Annotated in this window: 17 protein-coding genes; all 17 read left to right on the forward strand. The window is 71.4% G+C overall.

From position 1 onward, the window contains the following. Positions 1 to 273 precede the first annotated feature (273 nt). The 17 genes from ABT297_RS10525 (at position 274) to ABT297_RS10605 (ending at position 17,254) form a co-directional block, all read left to right on the forward strand. Entirely contained in the window at positions 274 to 1,665 is a 1,392-nt protein-coding gene (locus ABT297_RS10525; protein WP_350547492.1) for a UDP-N-acetylmuramoyl-tripeptide--D-alanyl-D-alanine ligase, read from the forward strand. Next, positions 1,662 to 2,783: a phospho-N-acetylmuramoyl-pentapeptide-transferase gene (mraY, locus tag ABT297_RS10530; protein WP_350547194.1), complete on the forward strand. Its 1,122-nt coding sequence runs from the start codon at positions 1,662 to 1,664 to the stop codon at positions 2,781 to 2,783. The genes ABT297_RS10525 and mraY overlap by 4 nt, the downstream gene beginning before the upstream one ends. A gap of 66 nt (positions 2,784 to 2,849) precedes the next feature. Next, complete coding sequence (locus tag ABT297_RS10535) at positions 2,850 to 4,256, forward strand: FtsW/RodA/SpoVE family cell cycle protein (RefSeq protein WP_350547197.1); 1,407 nt, start codon at positions 2,850 to 2,852, stop codon at positions 4,254 to 4,256. After that, positions 4,256 to 5,365, forward strand: coding sequence for an undecaprenyldiphospho-muramoylpentapeptide beta-N-acetylglucosaminyltransferase (murG, locus tag ABT297_RS10540; RefSeq protein ID WP_350547200.1), 1,110 nt, complete (start codon positions 4,256 to 4,258; stop codon positions 5,363 to 5,365). Before ABT297_RS10535 ends, murG begins: the two co-directional genes overlap by 1 nt. 136 nt (positions 5,366 to 5,501) lie before the next feature. Beyond that, positions 5,502 to 6,941: a UDP-N-acetylmuramate--L-alanine ligase gene (murC, locus tag ABT297_RS10545; protein WP_350547203.1), complete on the forward strand. Its 1,440-nt coding sequence runs from the start codon at positions 5,502 to 5,504 to the stop codon at positions 6,939 to 6,941. Positions 6,942 to 6,954: 13 nt separating this feature from the next. After that, on the forward strand, positions 6,955 to 7,713 hold the full coding sequence (locus ABT297_RS10550) for a cell division protein FtsQ/DivIB (protein ID WP_350547206.1): 759 nt from the start codon (positions 6,955 to 6,957) through the stop codon (positions 7,711 to 7,713). A 406-nt stretch (positions 7,714 to 8,119) separates the two neighbouring features. Continuing rightward, a complete protein-coding gene (gene ftsZ / locus ABT297_RS10555; RefSeq protein ID WP_350547209.1) occupies positions 8,120 to 9,232 on the forward strand; it encodes a cell division protein FtsZ in 1,113 nt (370 codons plus the stop codon). A 68-nt stretch (positions 9,233 to 9,300) separates the two neighbouring features. Continuing rightward, positions 9,301 to 10,008, forward strand: a complete 708-nt coding sequence (locus ABT297_RS10560; protein WP_350547212.1) for a YggS family pyridoxal phosphate-dependent enzyme — start codon at positions 9,301 to 9,303, stop codon at positions 10,006 to 10,008. A gap of 127 nt (positions 10,009 to 10,135) precedes the next feature. After that, complete coding sequence (locus tag ABT297_RS10565) at positions 10,136 to 10,819, forward strand: cell division protein SepF (protein ID WP_350547495.1); 684 nt, start codon at positions 10,136 to 10,138, stop codon at positions 10,817 to 10,819. Between the two features lie 19 nt (positions 10,820 to 10,838). Next, complete coding sequence (locus ABT297_RS10570) at positions 10,839 to 11,144, forward strand: YggT family protein (protein WP_350547215.1); 306 nt, start codon at positions 10,839 to 10,841, stop codon at positions 11,142 to 11,144. Between the two features lie 49 nt (positions 11,145 to 11,193). Beyond that, the gene (locus tag ABT297_RS10575) at positions 11,194 to 11,982 is read left to right on the forward strand and encodes a DivIVA domain-containing protein (protein ID WP_350547218.1); all 789 of its coding nucleotides are present in this window, start codon (positions 11,194 to 11,196) and stop codon (positions 11,980 to 11,982) included. Positions 11,983 to 12,449: 467 nt separating this feature from the next. After that, on the forward strand, positions 12,450 to 13,016 hold the full coding sequence (locus tag ABT297_RS10580; RefSeq protein WP_502885553.1) for a hypothetical protein: 567 nt from the start codon (positions 12,450 to 12,452) through the stop codon (positions 13,014 to 13,016). A gap of 69 nt (positions 13,017 to 13,085) precedes the next feature. Next, positions 13,086 to 13,373, forward strand: a complete 288-nt coding sequence (locus ABT297_RS10585) for a DUF167 domain-containing protein (RefSeq protein WP_350547224.1) — start codon at positions 13,086 to 13,088, stop codon at positions 13,371 to 13,373. After that, positions 13,370 to 14,887, forward strand: a complete 1,518-nt coding sequence (locus ABT297_RS10590) for a potassium/proton antiporter (RefSeq protein WP_350547227.1) — start codon at positions 13,370 to 13,372, stop codon at positions 14,885 to 14,887. Before ABT297_RS10585 ends, ABT297_RS10590 begins: the two co-directional genes overlap by 4 nt. Before the next feature lie 441 nt (positions 14,888 to 15,328). Next, positions 15,329 to 15,760: a TraR/DksA family transcriptional regulator gene (locus ABT297_RS10595; RefSeq protein WP_350547230.1), complete on the forward strand. Its 432-nt coding sequence runs from the start codon at positions 15,329 to 15,331 to the stop codon at positions 15,758 to 15,760. A gap of 122 nt (positions 15,761 to 15,882) precedes the next feature. After that, positions 15,883 to 16,332: a signal peptidase II gene (gene lspA, locus ABT297_RS10600; protein WP_502885545.1), complete on the forward strand. Its 450-nt coding sequence runs from the start codon at positions 15,883 to 15,885 to the stop codon at positions 16,330 to 16,332. Next, positions 16,325 to 17,254 carry an RluA family pseudouridine synthase gene (locus ABT297_RS10605; RefSeq protein ID WP_350547236.1) on the forward strand — a complete coding sequence of 310 codons (930 nt, stop codon included), beginning with the start codon at positions 16,325 to 16,327 and terminating at the stop codon, positions 17,252 to 17,254. Before lspA ends, ABT297_RS10605 begins: the two co-directional genes overlap by 8 nt. The last annotated feature ends 93 nt before the right edge of the window (positions 17,255 to 17,347 follow it).

Here is a 17,347-nt window from a genome sequence, read left to right on the forward strand (position 1 = left end):
GTACGGAGCGAAGCGGCGCCTGGTCCGGGTCGGTCAGCGCGAAGCCTCATCGAGCCGGACTGGGCGTTGGGGCCGCTCATCATGGAATCAGCCTTCAATCGTGCCGCTGCCGGAGCGCAGCGGAGGTGACGGCATGAGCGGTACGGAGCGAAGCGGCGCCTGGTCCGGGTCGGTCAGCGCGAAGCCTCATCGAGCCGGACTGGGCGTTGGGGCCGCTCATCATGGAATCAGCCTTCAACCATGCCGCTGCCGGAGCGCAGCGGAGGTGACGGCATGATCGAGATGTCGCTGGGGGAGATCGCCCGCATCGTGGAAGGCGAGCTGCACGACGGCGACGCCGCCGCGCTCGTCGACGGCCCGGTGGAGTACGACTCGCGCAAGGTCGGGCCCGGCAGCCTCTTCGTCGCCTTCGCGGGCGCCAAGGTCGACGCGCACGAGTTCGCGCCCAAGGCGATGGCCGACGGCGCCACCGGAGTGCTCGGCAGCCGCCCCGTCTCGGGCGTGCCCACGATCGTGGTCGAGGACCCGCGGCACGCGATGGGGTTGCTGGCTCGCGAGGTCATCGACCGCCTGCCCGGGCTGACCGTCATCGCGCTCACCGGCTCGTCGGGCAAGACCAGCACGAAGGACCTCGTCGCCCGGCTGCTCGCGACGCACGGGCCGACGGTGGCCACGTTCGGGTCGGAGAACAACGAGCTCGGCACGCCGTACACGGTGCTCAAGGTCGATGCCCGGACCCGCTTCCTGGTGCTCGAGATGGGCGCGCGAGGTGCCGGGCATCTGCGGTATCTCTGCGAGATCGCCCCTCCGGACGTCTCCGTCGTGCTCAATGTGGGCGTCGCCCACATCGCCGAGTTCGGCTCCGTCGAGGGCATCGCGCAGGCCAAGGGCGAGCTGGTCGAGGCCCTCGGGCCGGACGGCGTGGCCGTGCTCAACGCGGACGACGAGCGGGTGCGGGCGATGGCCGCCCGCACGAGCGCCCGGGTCGTGCTGAGCGGCGAGGCGAACGACGCCGAGGTGCGGGCCACCGAGGTCGTCGCGCTGGACCGTGGGCGCTTCGGTTTCACCCTGCACATACCCGGCGCCGAGGCGGTGCCGGTGCGTCTCGACGTGGCGGGGCGCCATTCCGTCGGCAACGCGCTGCTCGCCGCCGTCGTCGCGTCGCACGCCGGCATTGAGCCGGCCGCGATCGCCGCGGGACTCGGCGATCTCGAGGGTTTGTCGATCCGCAGGATGGATGTTTTCGACCGTGCCGACGGTGTCACGGTCATCGACGATTCGTTCAACGCCAACCCGGCGTCCATGGCGGCCGCGCTGCGTGCGCTCGTCGCGGTGGCCGGCGGGCGGCGCAAGATCGCGGTGCTCGGCTTCATGGCGGAGCTCGGCGAGTACGAGCGAACCGGCCACGAGGAGGTCGGGCGCCTCGCCGCGGAGCTCGGCGTGGACCGTCTCGTGGCCGTCAGCGAGCAGGCCGCGCCGATCCTGGACGGGGCGGCCGCCGTGGCGAGTTGGGGAGGAGACTCGGTGCTCGTGACCGATCAGGAGGCCGCCGTGGCGCTGCTGCGCGCCGAGCTGCTTCCTCGCGACGTGGTCCTGGTCAAGGGGTCGCGCTACCGGACCTGGGACGTCGCCGACGCCCTCCGTTCGGAAGGCGTCCGCAAGTGAGGGCCGTATTCGTCGCCGCCTTCGTGGCGTTTCTCATCTCGCTGTTCGGCACGCCGATCGCGATCAGGTATTTCACCCGGCTGAAGGCCGACCAGCCCATCCGCACCGAGGGCCCGCAGACGCACCTCGGCAAGAAGGGCACGCCCACGATGGGCGGCGTGGTGTTCATCTTCGCCACGCTGGTCGCCTACACGGGCGGTCACATCGCGCTCACCACGCTGCCCGACAAGCAGCTGCGCCCGAGCGGCCCGACCGCCACCGCCGTGGTGCTGCTGGGCCTGTTCGTCTTCACCGGCCTGCTGGGCTTCCTCGACGACTACCTCAAGGTCGCCAAGCGCAACAGCGACGGGCTCAACAAGCGCGGCAAGCTCATCGGCCAGGCGCTCATCGGCGCCATCTTCGGCGCGATCGCGCTCTACGTGCCGGCCACCCAGACCGGCCGCCAGGTCGTCGCGACGGTGGCCAGCCCGAACCTGTCGTGGGTGCACGACATCGACTGGCTGAACATCGGCAAGATCGCCGCGGTCATCTTCTTCGTCTTCGTCGTCATGTCGATGTCCAACGCGGTGAACCTGACCGACGGCCTCGACGGCCTGGCGACGGGCACCTCGATCCTGGTGCTCGTCAGCTACATGGCGATCGCGTTCTGGCAGTACCGCCACTGGTGCGCGGACCCCGCGTACAACGCCGACTACTGCTACGACGTGCGCGACCCGCTGGAGATGGCGCTGATCGCCGGCGCCGCCGTCGGCGCGCTGGTCGGTTTCCTGTGGTGGAACACCTCCCCGGCCCGGATCTTCATGGGCGACACCGGCTCCATGGCGCTCGGCTCGCTGATCGCCGGCCTGGCCGTGGCGACCAAGACGATCCTGCTGCTGCCGCTGCTCGGCCTGCTCTTCGTCATCATCGTGGTGACCTGGGTGATGCAGATCGGTTCGTACCGCACGACGGGCAAGCGCATCTTCCGGATGGTCCCGCTGCAGCACCATTTCGAGCTGGCCGGCTGGAGCGAGGTCAACATCGTCGTCCGGTTCTGGATCATCGCCGGCCTCGGCGTGGCGGCCGCCCTGGGCCTCTTCGCCGCCGACTTCCTGAGAGTCATGAGCGGCGCCTCGTAAACGAGCGGGACCGGAGACAGCGCGTCGTACCACGCCCAGGCGTGGTACGGACGGAATGATGGCGGCATGAGGAGCGACGGGGAGGAAGTTCCGGACGGCGGCTGGGCCGGCAACTTCGTCGGCACGCTGCGCGGACTGCTCGACCGCCCGCTGGCGTCGTACTACCTACTGCTGTCCAGCGTCGGGCTGCTCGTGTTCATCGGCCTGATCATGGTCTTCTCCGTGACCAGCGTCGGCAACTACGCGACCACGGGCAGCCCGTTCACCTCGATCGCCAAGCAGGGGCTCTGGGCGGTGGTCGGGCTGCTCGCCTTCTGGGTCTGCCAGCGGCTGCCGATGCGCACCTTCCGCGCCCTGGCGATCCCGCTGCTGCTCGCGTCGTTCCTGCTCATGTCCTTCGTGGACCTGATGGGGTGGGTCGCCGCACGGCGTACGCCGCCCGGCGCCAAAGTGGAGTCGATCCATCTCGGGCCGATCTGGGTCAACGACCTCTGGCTGGGCATCGGCGACCTGCAGCTGCAGCCGGCCGAGCTGGCCAAGATCGCGCTGGTGGTCTGGGGTGCCGACCTGCTGGTGCGCAAGGGCCGCGCCATCCTGTCCTGGCGCGGGCTGTTCATCCCGCTGTTCCCGGTGGCGGTCACCCTGCTGCTGCTCGTCGGCTACAACGACCTCGGCTCGATGATCTGCATGGTCGTGCTGTTCACCGGACTGCTCTGGGCGGCCGGGGCCCGGCTGCAGGTCTTCGGCTGGCTCGGCGCTTTCTTCACCGCCGGCGTGGTGGCCCTCATTCTGCTGCCGGCGAACAAGGACTACCGGCTCGACCGGCTCAAGGTGTTCTTCGACCCGAGCATCGACCCGAAAGGGGAGAAGGGGCGGTACCAGTACCTGCGCGGCCTCTGGGCGATGGCCGACGGCGGCTGGTTCGGCGTGGGCCTCGGCCAGGGCCACATCAAGTGGGGCCGGCTGCCCCACGCGCACAACGACTTCATCTTCGCCATCGTCGCCGAGGAACTCGGCGTGGTCGGCTGCATGGTGGTCCTGCTGCTGTTCGGCATGCTGACGTACACCGGGCTGCGCATCGCCCGCCGGGTCGAGGACCCGTTCCGCCGGCTGATGGCGGCCGCGATCACCATCTGGTTCGTCGGCCAGGCGATCATCAATATCGGCGGGGTGGTCGGACTGATGCCGATCACCGGCCTTCCGCTGCCGTTCATCTCCTACGGCGGCACCGCCCTCGTTGTAGCGCTCGCCGCGGCCGGCATCCTGACTTCAGCCGCCCGGGCCGAGCCGGAGTGCGCGCTAGCCATGCACGCCCGTCCACCCCGGAAATGGGTACGACTACTCTGGGCGCCGTTGCCGCCGCTTCCGCGCGCCCGCGAGGACGGCGACAGCGTGGACCCCTCGACACGCACGACGGGCCGGCCCTCGGCGAGTCATTCGCCCAACGGGCCGCCCCGCGGAAGGAGCACCTGATGGCAGCGCTGCGCTCGGTGGTGCTGGCCGGCGGAGGCACGGGCGGGCACATCTACCCGCTGCTCGCCTTCGCCGACTGCCTGCGCAGGCACGACCCCGGCGTCCGCATCACCTGCATCGGGTCGCCAAGCGGGATGGAGAACGAGATCATCCCGCAGCGCGGCTACGAGCTGCGTCACGTTCCGGCGTACCAACTGCCCCGCTCGGTCAACATGAACCTGGTCCGCACCCCGGACCGGATGTGGAAGGCGGCACGGGCCACCCGCGCGATCCTCGACGAGGTCAACGCCGACGTCGTGGTCGGCTTCGGCGGCTACGTGTCGGTTCCGGCCTACCTGGCGGCCTGGCGGCGCAAGACGCCGAGCGTGATCCACGAGGTCAACGTGCCCATCGGCGTGGCCAACAAGATGGGCATGCGCTTCACCAAGCACCTCGTGCTCGGCTTCCCGCACCAGCGGCAGCAGATGCCGGCGGTGGCGCAGGCCGAGGTCGTCGGCGTGCCGCTGCGGCGGAGCATCACCACGCTGGACCGGGCCGCTTGGCGCGCCGAGGCGCGGGCCCGCTTCGGGCTCGATCCCAACCTGCCGACGCTGTTCGTGTTCGGCGCCTCCTCGGGCGCCCGCTCGATCAACCAGGCGGTGGCCGGCGCGGCGAAGGCGATCACGTCGGCCGGGGTACAGGTGCTGCACATCATCGGCGCGCGCAACGAGGACTTCGAGGTGCCGGCCGGCCTCGCCGCGCCGTACGTCCGGATCAAGTTCCTCTCCGAGATGGAGCTCGGCTACGCCGCCGGCGACCTGGCGCTGTGCCGGGGTGGCGCGATGACCTGCGCGGAAACCGCGGCGATCGGCATGCCGGCGGTTTACGTGCCGCTGCCGTGGGGCAACGGCGAGCAGCGGCGCAACGCGTTGCCGGTGGTCGAGGCCGGCGGCGGCCTGATCGTCGAGGACGGTGACCTGTCGCCCGAGCTCATCTCGCAGACCGTGGTGCCGCTGGTGCGCGACGGCGCCCGGCTCGCCGCGATGAGCCGCGCGGCCGCCGGCTACGGCCGCCGCGACGGCGACGAGGCCCTTCGTCGGTACGTGCTGAAGGTGGTGGGAGAGGCATGAGCGGTACGGAGCGGAGCGGCGCCTGGTCTGGGTCGGTCAGTGCGAAGCCTCATCGAGCCAGACTGGGCGGAGTGGCCGCTCATCATGAGCGCAGGGATGACTCGTGCCGCAGCCGGAGCGAAGCGGAGGTTTCGGCATGAGCAAGCTCACTGCTGAGGAACTTGGCAAGGTTCACCTCGTGGGGGTCGGCGGGGTCGGCATGAGCGGCCTGGCCCGGCTGCTGCTGACCCGCGGCATCCCGCTGTCGGGCAGCGAGCTCAAGGAGTGGCCCCAGCTGGCCGCCCTCAAGGCGCTCGGCGGCACGATCTACCGCACCCACCAGCCGTCCAACCTCGACGGCGTGGACACCGTGGTGTATTCGACGGCCATCCCGAAGGACCACATCGAGCTCGTCACCGCCCGCGAGCGGGGACTGCGGCTGCTGCACCGCTCGGAGGCGCTCGCCGCGACGATGAACGGCCGGCGCAGCGTCGCCGTGGCCGGCACGCACGGCAAGACCACCACCACGTCGATGATCACGCTGATCCTCCAGCACGCCGGGCTGGACCCGTCGTTCGTCATCGGCGGGGAGATCTCCGAGGTCGGCTCCAACGCCCACCACGGCAGCGGCGAGCTCTTCGTGGCCGAGGCCGACGAGAGCGACCGGTCGTTCCTGCTGTACGACCCGCACGTCGCGGTCGTCACGAACATCGACGCCGACCACCTCAACACCTACGGCGACCTGCAGGGCCTCGAGGATGCGTTCGTCGAGTTCTGCGGCCGGGTCGAGCCGGGCGGCTTCGTGGTGACCTGCGCCGACGACGCCGGGGCGATGCGGATGGCGGTGCGTGCCCGCGCGGCCGGCGTGGACGTGGTCACCTACGGCACCGCGCCCGACGCCGACCTGCGCATCAGCGAGGTCCGCTCCTCGGCCAACGGCGTGCGCTACGTGGCTCACCACGACGGCGTGCCGCTCGGCGAGGTGTTCCTGCCCGTGCCGGGCGCCCACCTCGGGCTCAACTCGGCCGGCGCGATCCTCGTCGCGCTGCGGCTGGGCGTGCCCGCGGAGACCGCGATCGAGACGCTCGCGACCTTCCCGGGCGTGCGCCGCCGGTTCGAGTTCAAGGGCGCCGAGGCGGGGGTGCGGATCTACGACGAGTACGCGTACCACCCGGTGCCGATCGCGGCGGCGCTGCGCACGCTGCGCGAGGTGGCCGGCGAGGGGCGCCTTGTCGTGGTGTTCCAGCCCTACCGGGTGTACCGCACCCGGGACTTCCAGGCCGAGATCGCCGCGGGCCTGTCGCTCGCCGACGAGGCCGTGATCATGGAGGTCTTCGGCCCCGGCGAGGTCCGCGAGCCGGGGGAGGGCGGGGTGGCGCTCACCGCCGCCGTCGACCTGCCCGGGGATCGCAAGGTGTTCGTGTCCTCCTGGGAGGACGTGCCCGGCGAGGTCGTCGCCCGGGTCCGCGAGGGTGACGTGGTCGTCACGATGGGCGCGCCGCCGATCTCGCTCATGGGCGACGAGCTGCTCGCCGCGCTCAAGGGTGAGGCCGAACCCGAGGAGTACGTGGGCCGGCACTCCCGGGCCGACGACTGAGGACTGATCGCCCGTGACCCAGACGCGCGGCTGGCGGCTCGTCCTGGCCCCTCGCGACGCCCCGCAGTCGGTGCGGCGCTTCGCCAAGCGGGCCAGGCGGCACCGCCTCCTCGCGGCGCTGCCCTGGCTGGTGGCGCTGGGCGTGGCCGCGCTGCTGGGCGGGGCGGCGGCGATCGTCTACCTCACCCCGGCGCTCGGCGTCGAGCGGATCGAGGTCTCCGGCGTGTCCGTCCTCGACCCCGATGCCGTACGCCGGGCGGCGGCCGTCCCGGGCGGCGCCCCGCTCGCCCGGCTCGACCTGGGCGCCGTGGGGCAGCGGGTCCGGCAGCTCAAGCCGGTGCGCACGGCGACCGTCTCGGTCCGCTACCCGCACACGCTCGCCATCGCTGTGCGGGAGCGCACGGCGGTGGCGGTGGTGCCCAAGGTCGGCGGGTATACGCTGCTCGACGCCGAGGGCGTGGCGTTCCTGCCGGTCGAGGCGTCCCCGCCCGGGCTGCCGGTGATCCGCGTCGCCCGGCCCGAGCCCGGCGACGCCACCACGGCCGGCGCGCTGAGCGTGCTCGCCGAGCTGCCGCCGGCGGTGCGCGCGCAGATGGTCGCGCTCGTCGCCGAGTCGCCGACCCGGATCCGGCTGGAGCTGACCGACGGCCGGCTGGTCGTATGGGGCGACGCGACGCAGAACGCGGCGAAGATTCGGGTGCTGCAGCTCACGAAGATCGAACCGGGCCACACCCTCGACGTGAGCGCGCCCAGGGTGGTTCTGGAGAAATGAGCCCTCGGAACCCCTCGCGCGGGGCGCCGCCACGGCCGCGTCGTGTCGATCCCGGGGGTGCTCCCGCGGATGATCGAGGAGAGCGGCCGTCACAAGGGGCACCTGGAAGCCGTTAGGAAAATCGTCGACGGCGTCGTGGCGATTAGCCGACACGCCGAGGCACGGTCCTTGGATCACGACAGTCATGCCCTTACCTTGCGATAAGGCATTAGTTGACATAACTATAAGCCTCTAGTAAAGGGTGAGGGTTTGCGGGACCCTCATCCGGTGCGTTCGCATTTGGCGGACGCCGCCCGTCGCGGGGTCAGGCTCGGGACAGGTCCCACCGCGGGGCCGGACCGGGTTTCCAGTTCGACGACTCCGGACAGGATCGGCGCTCGCCAACCTCGAAAGGAAAGGTGGTCCGATGGCACATCCGCACAACTATCTCGCGGTCATCAAGGTCGTCGGCATCGGCGGCGGCGGGGTCAACGCCGTCAATCGCATGATCGAGGTTGGCCTGAAGGGCGTCGAGTTCATCGCGATCAACACCGACGCCCAGGCCCTGCTGATGAGTGACGCCGACGTCAAGCTCGACGTCGGCCGGGAACTGACCCGCGGGCTGGGTGCGGGCGCCAATCCCGATGTCGGCAAGAATGCGGCCGAAGACCACCGGGACGAGATCGAAGAGGTGCTCAAGGGCGCCGACATGGTCTTCGTCACCTGCGGCGAGGGTGGCGGCACAGGCACCGGCGGCGCGCCCGTCGTGGCCAACATCGCGCGGAAGCTCGGCGCGCTGACCATCGGTGTGGTCACCCGGCCGTTCTCGTTCGAGGGCAAGCGCCGGCAGGTGCAGGCCGAGGCGGGCATCGAGGAGCTGCGCAATCAGTGCGACACGCTCATCGTGATCCCCAACGACCGGCTCCTGGCGCTGGGGGACCGCGGCATCAGCATGATGGACGCCTTCCGCCAGGCCGACCAGGTCCTGCTCTCCGGTGTTCAGGGCATCACCGACCTGATCACCACGCCGGGCCTGATCAACCTCGATTTCGCCGACGTCAAGAGCGTCATGAGCGGCGCCGGGAGCGCGCTCATGGGCATCGGCAGCGCCCGCGGGGACAACCGTGCGGTCGAGGCCGCCGAGTCGGCGATCTCCAGCCCGCTGCTGGAGCAGAGCATGGACGGCGCGCGCGGCGTGCTGCTGTCCATCGCCGGCGGGTCCGACCTGGGCCTGTTCGAGATCAACGACGCTGCGCAGCTGGTCACCGACGCCGCGCACCCGGACGCGAACATCATCTTCGGCGCGGTCATCGACGACGCGCTCGGCGACGAGGTGCGCGTCACGGTCATCGCGGCGGGGTTCGACGGGGGCGCCCCGGCGTACCGGCCGGTCGAGGCGCGCGCGCCGCGCGCGGCGCACGGCGGTCAGCACAGCCAGCCCAAGGAGCCTCCGGCGCCGGAGCGCCAGGCCCCACCGCCGCCCCGGCGGGTGCTCTTCGACGACGTCGACGTGCCGGACTTCCTCAAGAACGGCGCCTGATCGATCTCTGCTTGAATCAGGTAGGCCGCCCCGGCGGCCTACCTGATCGGCATATTCGGAGGGTTCCCGTGGACGCGCGCACATCGGAGATCGCGGCCAATCTCGCGGCGGTGCGGGAGCGGATCACCGCTGCCTGCCGGGCCGCCGGCCGCGTGCCGGATTCCGTCACGCTCGTGGCGATCACGAAGACCTATCCCGCCGAGGACGTGGCGCGCCTGGCCGACCTGGGCGTGCTCGACGTGGGCGAGAACCGCGACCAGGAGGCCGCCCCGAAGGCGGCGGCCGTTTCCGGGGTGCGCTGGCACTTCGTCGGGCAGCTGCAGCGCAACAAGGCGCGGTCGGTGGCGGGCTACGCCGACGTCGTGCACTCCGTGGACAGCCTGCGGCTGGCCGACGCGCTGGCCGACGCCGCCGTGCGGGCCGGGCGGGAGACCCCGCTCGGCGCGCTGGTGCAGGTCAGCCTGGACGACGACGAGCGGCGCGGCGGCGCGGTCACCGGCGCTGTGGAGAAGGTGGCCGAGGCGATCGCGGCCAGCCCGGCGCTGCGGCTGCTCGGGGTCATGGCGGTGGCGCCGCTCGGCTGGGAGCCCGACGACGCATTCGCACGCCTCGCCGCGATCTCCTCCCGGATTCGGCAGCGTTTTTCCGGGCCGGGCGGCGTGCCGGACTGGATTTCCGCGGGTATGAGCGGCGACCTTGAATCCGCGATTCTGCATGGCTCGACACATGTCCGTGTCGGCAGCGCATTGCTCGGAAAACGCACCCCGCTGCGGTAGCCTGGCCGCGGTAACGGAAAAAATTACACGGGTGTGGTTCTGCGCCGGCGGGGCGGTGTCGCACGACGTGATCGGTGGCACGGACAACGGGGGGAAGTGCCGCATGGCGGTGGACGGAGGAGCGCGTATGGGTGCTCTGCGCAGGGCGGGCGTCTGGCTCGGTCTCGTCGAGGACGAAGACGATCGTGGCTACGACGACCGTCACTACCGATACGGCGACGACCTCCTCGACGACGACGAGGAGGTCGACGAGGTGCCGGCGCCGCGCTCCCGGACGGCCTCGGAGCGGCACACCGCCTCGGAGCGTCTGTCGGTCTCCGAGCGCTTGAGCGCGTCCGAGCGTCTGTCCGCGTCCGAGCGCCTCTCGTCGGCCGAGCGGCTCGAGGCGAGCGCCGCGAGCCGGACGAGCACCGTGCGCTCGATCACGCGCCCGAGCTCGTCGGTCAGCTATCCGACCCGTGACAATCTCGCGCTTACCCCGTCGAGCTCACTCCGGGAGCGTCCTGCGGTGGAGGAAGACAACGACGACCGCCGTTACGCGATCACTACGCTGCACCCCACGACCTACAACGAGGCGCGCACGATCGGCGAGCACTTCCGGGACGGCGTTCCGGTGATCATGAACCTCACCGAGATGGACGAGGCGGACGCCAAACGTTTGGTCGACTTCGCGGCGGGTCTGGTGTTCGGGCTGCGTGGTAACTTCGAGCGGGTGACCAACCGAGTCTTCCTGCTCTCTCCGGCAAACGTCCAGGTCACCGCGGAGGACAAAGCCAAGATCGCCGAGGGCGGGTTCTTCAACCAGAGCTGATGCGAGGACTTCAACGGCCGTGGTGTCCATCACCTTGCAGATTGTGCATCTGCTGCTCTACCTGTTCCTGGTGGTGCTCCTCGCACGCTTCGTGATGGGCTACGTCATCCAGTTCGGACGTCGCTGGCAGCCCGGCCGGGGCGCGGCGGCGGCGCTGGAAGTGGTGTGGAGCGTCACCGATCCGCCACTCAAAGCGTTGAGGCGGGTGATTCGACCGCTGCGTATTGGTACCGTGGCCGTGGACCTGTCCTCGCTTGTGCTGCTGGTTATCCTGTTCGTGCTGATGTACGTCGTGTTAGGGCGGCTGATCGCGGCGTTCTCGTGACACGCACCGCTCGGCGGCCTCGCGGCCGCAACTGACCCGAGGAGTTTCGATGCCGCTGACCCCGGCCGACGTTCACAACGTCGCCTTCAAGAAGCCCCCTATCGGCAAACGGGGCTACGACGAGGAAGAGGTCGACGCCTTCCTCGACGAGGTCGAGCGCGAGCTCGCCCGGCTGATCGAAGAGAACAACGAGCTGCGCGCGCAGCTCGAGCGCGGTGGTGGCCCGGCGCGTGTCGCGCCCGGTGGCGGTGGCGACCCTCGCCTCGCCGCGGAGCTCGCCGATCTCAAGACGCAGTTCGAGCGCGTTCAGCGGGAGAAGTCGTCCGCCGAGGCGGCCGCTCGCGGCATGCAGCAGGAGCTCGACCAGATCCGGGCGCAGGGCGGCGCCACGGGCGGCGGCGACGGCGAGCAGCAGGCGCTGCGCGTCCTCATGATGGCCCAGCGCACCGCGGACGACCACGTCTCCGACGCCCGCCGCGAGGCCGACAAGCTCCTCTCCGAGGCTCGCACCAAGTCCGAGGAGGTCACCCGCGACGCGCGGGCGAAGGCCGACGCGCTCGAGCGCGACGCCCGCCAGCGCCACCAGGAGGCCATGGGCGGCCTCGACGCGAAGCGCACCGCGCTGCAGAAGCACATCGAGGAGCTCAAGCAGTTCGAGCGGGAGTATCGCACCCGCCTCAAGGCCTACCTGGAGAGCCAGCTGCGCGACCTCACCGGCCGCGAGCAGAGCCTCGAGGCCGAGATGGCCGCGCGCAACGAGGGCGCGGCGCGTCCGGCCGTCGGCGGCGGCCTGGCCACGGCCGGCCTCGCGGGCGGCTACGAGGGCGCGGGTCGCTGACCGTCACGAGCCAGGTCCAGGTCCGAGGCGACGCGGCACGTCACCCGCAGGAGTGAACCGAACAGCACACGGCACACACAGCACCCGGCCGGCAGCCATGTCACATGCGGCCGGTCAACGCGACACGCGGCGCCCCAGTCGAATTTTCGGCTGGGGCGCCGGTCGCTTACGGGACACTTCCGGCAGGCTCGGTCGTTGTACCGGCTGAGAGACACTCGCCCGGGGAGGCTCTGCACTCGCGCCGGGATCGCCTTTTGCGGAGGGACTGGGCCGTGATCGTCGGAAGCCTGCTGCTGATCGTGGTGGCCGTCGGCCTGCTGGTGCTGGGCCTGGTGCAGGGCTCGGACGCGCTGCTGGTGGCGTCGATCGGCGCGAGCCTGCTGGCCGCGGTGGCGCTGATCGTCGGCGGCCGCCAGGCCGCGGCGGCGCGCTCGGCACGCACCACCCGCACCGGGCGGCAGGTGCCCGTGGAGCGCTACGACCCGCTCGCCTCCCACCTGGGCGTCGAGGATCTCGACCTGTCGGGCTCCGGCGAGTACGGCCGGCGTGCCGAGCGGCAGGCGGTCGGCGCGGGCGCCCGCACGGGGACCACCTACGGCACCGCCGCCGGCGGCCGGGCCGCCGCGGACGAGACGGCGATGATGGCGCCGGTGCGCGACGAACCGGAGCCCGCCCTCGGGCCGCCGAGCGACGACGAGCAGGGCCGCTACGACGAGTACCCGTCCGGCTACGATCATGGTGTCCACGGGGCCCTCGCGTACGACGACGATGACGACGATGACGAGTTCGACGACGAGGACCCGGCGGACGAGCCGCCGATCCAGCAATCCTCGGCGGCGGACCTGGCTCGGGTCGCCGCACTGGACGCCGAGGTCCTGGTGATCGACGGCCGCCCGCGCTATCACGTGTCCACCTGCCCGCATCTGCTGGGCCGCGAGCACGAGCCGCTGCCGGCGCACGAGGCGGTCGAGCTGGGCTTCACCCCGTGCAGCGCCTGCGCCCCCAACGACGTCCTGCTCGCCGCCCGCCGCTGACGGGGCCGCCGGACCAATTTCGCCGGGCGGAGGATCGACCTCGGTCGAGTGAACCCGCACAATGGGGCAGTGACCACCATCGCGATCCGTGTCAGGCCGGGTGCGTCGCGCACTGCGGTCGGCGGTAGCCACCCCGGGCCCTACGGGCCGGCGGTGATCGTCGCGGTGGGCGCCCGCCCGGTGGAGGGGCAGGCGACCGAGGCGGCGCTGCGAGCACTCGCGGCCGCGATCGGGGTGCGTCCGTCCGCGCTGCGGCTCAAGGCCGGCGCCGCGAGCCGTGACAAGCTGGTCGAGCTCGCCGATCCGCCCGAGGACCTGCCGGAGCGGGTCGCCGAGCTGCTGGCGGGGCGCCGTTGAGTCACGAGCTCAACATCGCGCTGCTCGTCAGCGCGGCCGTCCTGCTGGTGTGCGTCGGTGCGGTGCGGCTGTCGGTCCGGCTGGGGTTGCCCAGCCTCCTGGTGTACCTGCTGCTCGGCCTCGTGATCGGCGACGCCGGCCTCGGCATCAGGTTCGCCGACGCCGAGCTGACCCGCACGCTCGGCATCTGCGCGCTCGTCGTGATCATCGCCGAGGGCGGGCTGACGGCCCGCTGGTCGACGCTGCGGCCGGTACTCGGGCCGGCGCTGGTGCTCTCCACGCTCGGCGTGGTCGTCAGCGTCGCGGTGGTCGGCGCGGTCGTCCACGCGGCGCTCGGCGTGGGCTGGCAGCAGGCGCTGCTCTACGGCGCGGTGCTGTCCTCGACCGACGCCGCGGCCGTCTTCTCCACGCTGCGCCGGGTGCCGGTGCGCCCGCGCCTGGCCGCGCTGCTGGAGGCGGAGTCCGGGATCAACGACGCTCCCGTGGTCATCCTGGTCGTGCTGCTGTCCGCGCCCCTGGGCGGCCAGGCGCCCTGGTACGAAGAGCTCGCCCTGGTCGGCTACGAGCTCGTGGCCGGCGGCGCGATCGGGCTGCTGGCCGGGTTCGGCGGCGCCTGGGCGCTGCGCCGCGCGGCGCTGCCCTCGGCGGGCCTCTACCCGCTCGCCGCGATCGGGCTGACCGTGCTCGCCTACGCCGCCGGGGCGGTCGCGCACGCCTCGGGGTTCCTCGCCGTGTACGTCACCGGCGTCGTGCTCGGCAACGCCCGCCTGCCGCACCGGCGGGCCATGCTCGGCTTCGCCGACGGCCTGGCCTGGCTGGCCCAGATCGGGCTGTTCGTGCTGCTGGGCCTGCTCGCCTCGCCGAGCGAGCTGGGCGGCGCGGTGGTCACCGCGGTGGTCGTCGGCCTGGTGCTGGTGCTGCTGGCCCGCCCCCTGTCGGTGCTGCTGAGCGCCGCCCCGTTCGCGTTCACCCGCTCCGGTTTCGGCTGGCGCGACCAGGCCTTCCTGTCCTGGGCCGGCCTGCGCGGGGCGGTGCCGGTCGTGCTCGCCACGATCCCGCTCTCGGCCGGCCTGCCCGGGGCGCAGAACCTGTTCAACGTGGTGTTCGTGCTGGTGGTGATCTACACGGCGGCGCAGGGCGTGACACTGCCCCCGGTGGCGCGCCGGCTGGGCGTCACCGCGCCGGCCGAACCGACGGACCTGCAGGTGGAGGCGGCCCCGCTGGAGCGGATGCGAGCCGATCTGCTGCAGGTCGAGGTGCCTGCGGGCTCGAAGCTCAACGGGGTGCACGTGGACGAGTTACGATTGCCTGTCGGTGCGGTCGTGACGCTCGTGTTGCGCGACGGCGGTGCGTTCGTGCCGGCGCCCGAGACTCGTCTGAAGACCCGCGACAGCCTCCTGATCGTCACCACCGAGCAGGTGCGCGACGCTGCGGAGCAACGGCTGCGGGCCGTGAGCAGGCGTGGAAGACTCGCCCGTTGGTTTGCCGAACATGGCGAGGATCGGCGCCAATAATTGATCCAATTGGTCTGAATGCGTGTGTCGCGTTTGTCGGACGCGTGTACATTCCGTATTCTTGCCAGCCACTGGAGTGCGCGACGCGTGTCGCGCGCCCATTTTGCATCTGGGGGAGCCATGGCCGAGCGGGCTGATGCCGTGCCGAAAGGCCGGTCAGCGAGCGGTGCCGGGCGGGGCAGTGCCACCGATGTGACGGGAGTTACCACTGTGAGAAGAGCACAGAAACCCGCCGCTCGGCAAGCCGGGACCACCACCGGGACATCGTCCCGGGCCAAGAGCGGCAACGTCACGAACGCCACATCGGCCAAAAAGGCCACCAAGCGGACGGCGGCGCCGGCCGAGAGGAATTCCGGCCGCGACGTCGCGAACAACAGCACCATCAGCACCAGGAAAGTGCCGACCACGTCAAACGCCGCCCGTGCGGCCGAGGGAGCCACGATGGCCAAGACCGCAGAACCGAAGACCACCGCGGCCAAGACCGCTGGGGCGACGTCCGCCCGTGGCACGCGCACGGCAGCCGAGACCGAGAAGATCCGCGTCGCGCTGATCGAGCGCCGCGACGAGCTCAAGTCGGAGCACGACCAGACGCTGCTCGAGATCCACGAGCTGCAGCAGCACCGCCTGACCGACTCCGCCGGGGACGACCAGGCCGACACCGGCACCAAGACCGGCGAGCGCGAGCAGGAGATCACCATCGCCAACAACCTGGCCGAGCGCATCTCGCAGGTCGAGCGGGCGCTGGAGCGGCTCGACGAGGGCGGCTACGGCTGGTGTGAGAAGTGCGGCAACCCCATCCCCGTCGAGCGCCTGGCCGCGTTCCCGTCCGCTACGCTCTGCGTCACCTGCAAGCAGTTGGAGGAGCGGCGCTGACCACCCAGGATCCCACCCAGGATCGGATCGAGCCCGAGTCCGAGCCAGAGCGGCGGACTCGGTCGCGAACCCGGGCCTGGGCCGTCTTCGGCCTCATCGCGGTCGCGGTCATCGCGATCGACGTGGCCGTCAAGCAGTGGACCACCTCGACCATCGTCCACGGCGAGCCGGTGAAGCTCCTGGGCGGCCTGATCTACGTCATCCACACCCGCAACAGCGGGGCGGCGTTCAGCATGCTGCCCAACCAGACGTGGATCTTCCCGCTCATCGCGTTCGGCGTGATCGCGTGGCTGTTCTGGATGATCAAGGGCACCGTGTCGGCCGCGTGGGCGGTGGCGCTGGGCCTCGTCCTCGGCGGCGCGGCCGGCAACCTCGGCGACCGGCTCTTCCGGGCGCCCGGGCCGTTCCGCGGGCACGTGGTCGACATGTTCAGCTTCCTGGATGACCACGCGGGGCACTTCCCGGTGTTCAACATCGCGGACTCTGCGCTGACGGTCGGGGTGATTCTGGCGATCCTGCTGGAGTTCACGGGGCGCCTGCGCGACGGGACCCGGGCCAGGCGCGATGCGTGAGATCCGCTCGCTGCCGGTGCCCGACGGGCTGGACGGCACGCGGCTCGACCAGGCGCTCACCCGGCTCTTCGGGTTCAGCCGCACGACGGCGGCGGACCTGGTCGAGGCGGGCGACGTCGCCGTCGACGGCGAGGTCCGCCCGAAGTCGGACAAGGTGCGCGCCGGGGCCTGGCTGGAGGTCACCCTGCCGGCCCCGCCGGACGCGGTCGTGGTCGAGGCGGTGCCGGTCGCCGGGCTGGTCATCGTCTACAGCGACGACGACATCGTGGTGGTCGACAAGCCGGTCGGCGTGGCGGCGCACCCCAGCCCCGGCTGGACCGGCCCGACCGTGATCGGCGGGCTGGCGGCGATGGGGCAGACGGTCGCCACCAGCGGCGCCGCGGAGCGGCAGGGCGTCGTGCACCGGCTCGACGTCGGCACGACCGGGCTCATGGTGGTGGCCAAGAGCGAGCCCGCGTACAGCGCCCTCAAGCGCGCCTTCAAGGCCCGCGAGGTGGAGAAGCGGTACCACGCCGTCGTCCAGGGCCACCCGGACCCGCTGCGCGGCACGATCGACGCGCCGATCGACCGACACCCGAGCCACGACTACAAGTTCGCCGTGGTCTCCGGCGGGCGGCCGAGCATCACCCACTACGACACGATCGAGGCGTTCCCCGCGGCCAGCCTGCTCGACATCAGGCTGGAGACCGGGCGCACGCACCAGATCCGGGTGCATTTCTCGGCGCTGCGCCACCCCTGCGTGGGCGACCTGACCTACGGCGCGGACCCCACGCTCGCCGCCCGGCTGGGGCTGTCCAGGCAGTGGCTGCACGCCCGTGAGCTGGGGTTCGAGCATCCGCGCACCGGCGAGGACGTGTCGTTCGTCAGCGGGTATCCAGCGGACCTGGCGGCGGCGCTCGATGTGCTGAGCGCCGCCGCGTAACCGGTTCGGGCCGGCGTCACGTCGTCGACGTAGATCGGCTCGATCTCAAGACCCCGTGCGTCATCCTCGAGCGAGCGCGTGCGACCCTGGCGT

This window comes from Dactylosporangium sp. NPDC000555, assembly GCF_040300025.1.
In the GTDB taxonomy this organism is placed as follows: domain Bacteria; phylum Actinomycetota; class Actinomycetes; order Mycobacteriales; family Micromonosporaceae; genus Dactylosporangium.

Coding starts and splice junctions, on each gene's coding strand:
- ABT297_RS10525 (WP_350547492.1), top strand. CDS start 274: ATGATCGAGATGTCGCTGGGGGAGATCGCCCGCATCGTGGAAGGCGAG.
- ABT297_RS10535 (WP_350547197.1), top strand. CDS start 2,850: ATGAGGAGCGACGGGGAGGAAGTTCCGGACGGCGGCTGGGCCGGCAAC.
- murG (WP_350547200.1), top strand. CDS start 4,256: ATGGCAGCGCTGCGCTCGGTGGTGCTGGCCGGCGGAGGCACGGGCGGG.
- murC (WP_350547203.1), top strand. CDS start 5,502: ATGAGCAAGCTCACTGCTGAGGAACTTGGCAAGGTTCACCTCGTGGGG.
- ftsZ (WP_350547209.1), top strand. CDS start 8,120: ATGGCACATCCGCACAACTATCTCGCGGTCATCAAGGTCGTCGGCATC.
- ABT297_RS10565 (WP_350547495.1), top strand. CDS start 10,136: ATGGGTGCTCTGCGCAGGGCGGGCGTCTGGCTCGGTCTCGTCGAGGAC.
- ABT297_RS10575 (WP_350547218.1), top strand. CDS start 11,194: ATGCCGCTGACCCCGGCCGACGTTCACAACGTCGCCTTCAAGAAGCCC.
- ABT297_RS10595 (WP_350547230.1), top strand. CDS start 15,329: ATGGCCAAGACCGCAGAACCGAAGACCACCGCGGCCAAGACCGCTGGG.
- ABT297_RS10605 (WP_350547236.1), top strand. CDS start 16,325: ATGCGTGAGATCCGCTCGCTGCCGGTGCCCGACGGGCTGGACGGCACG.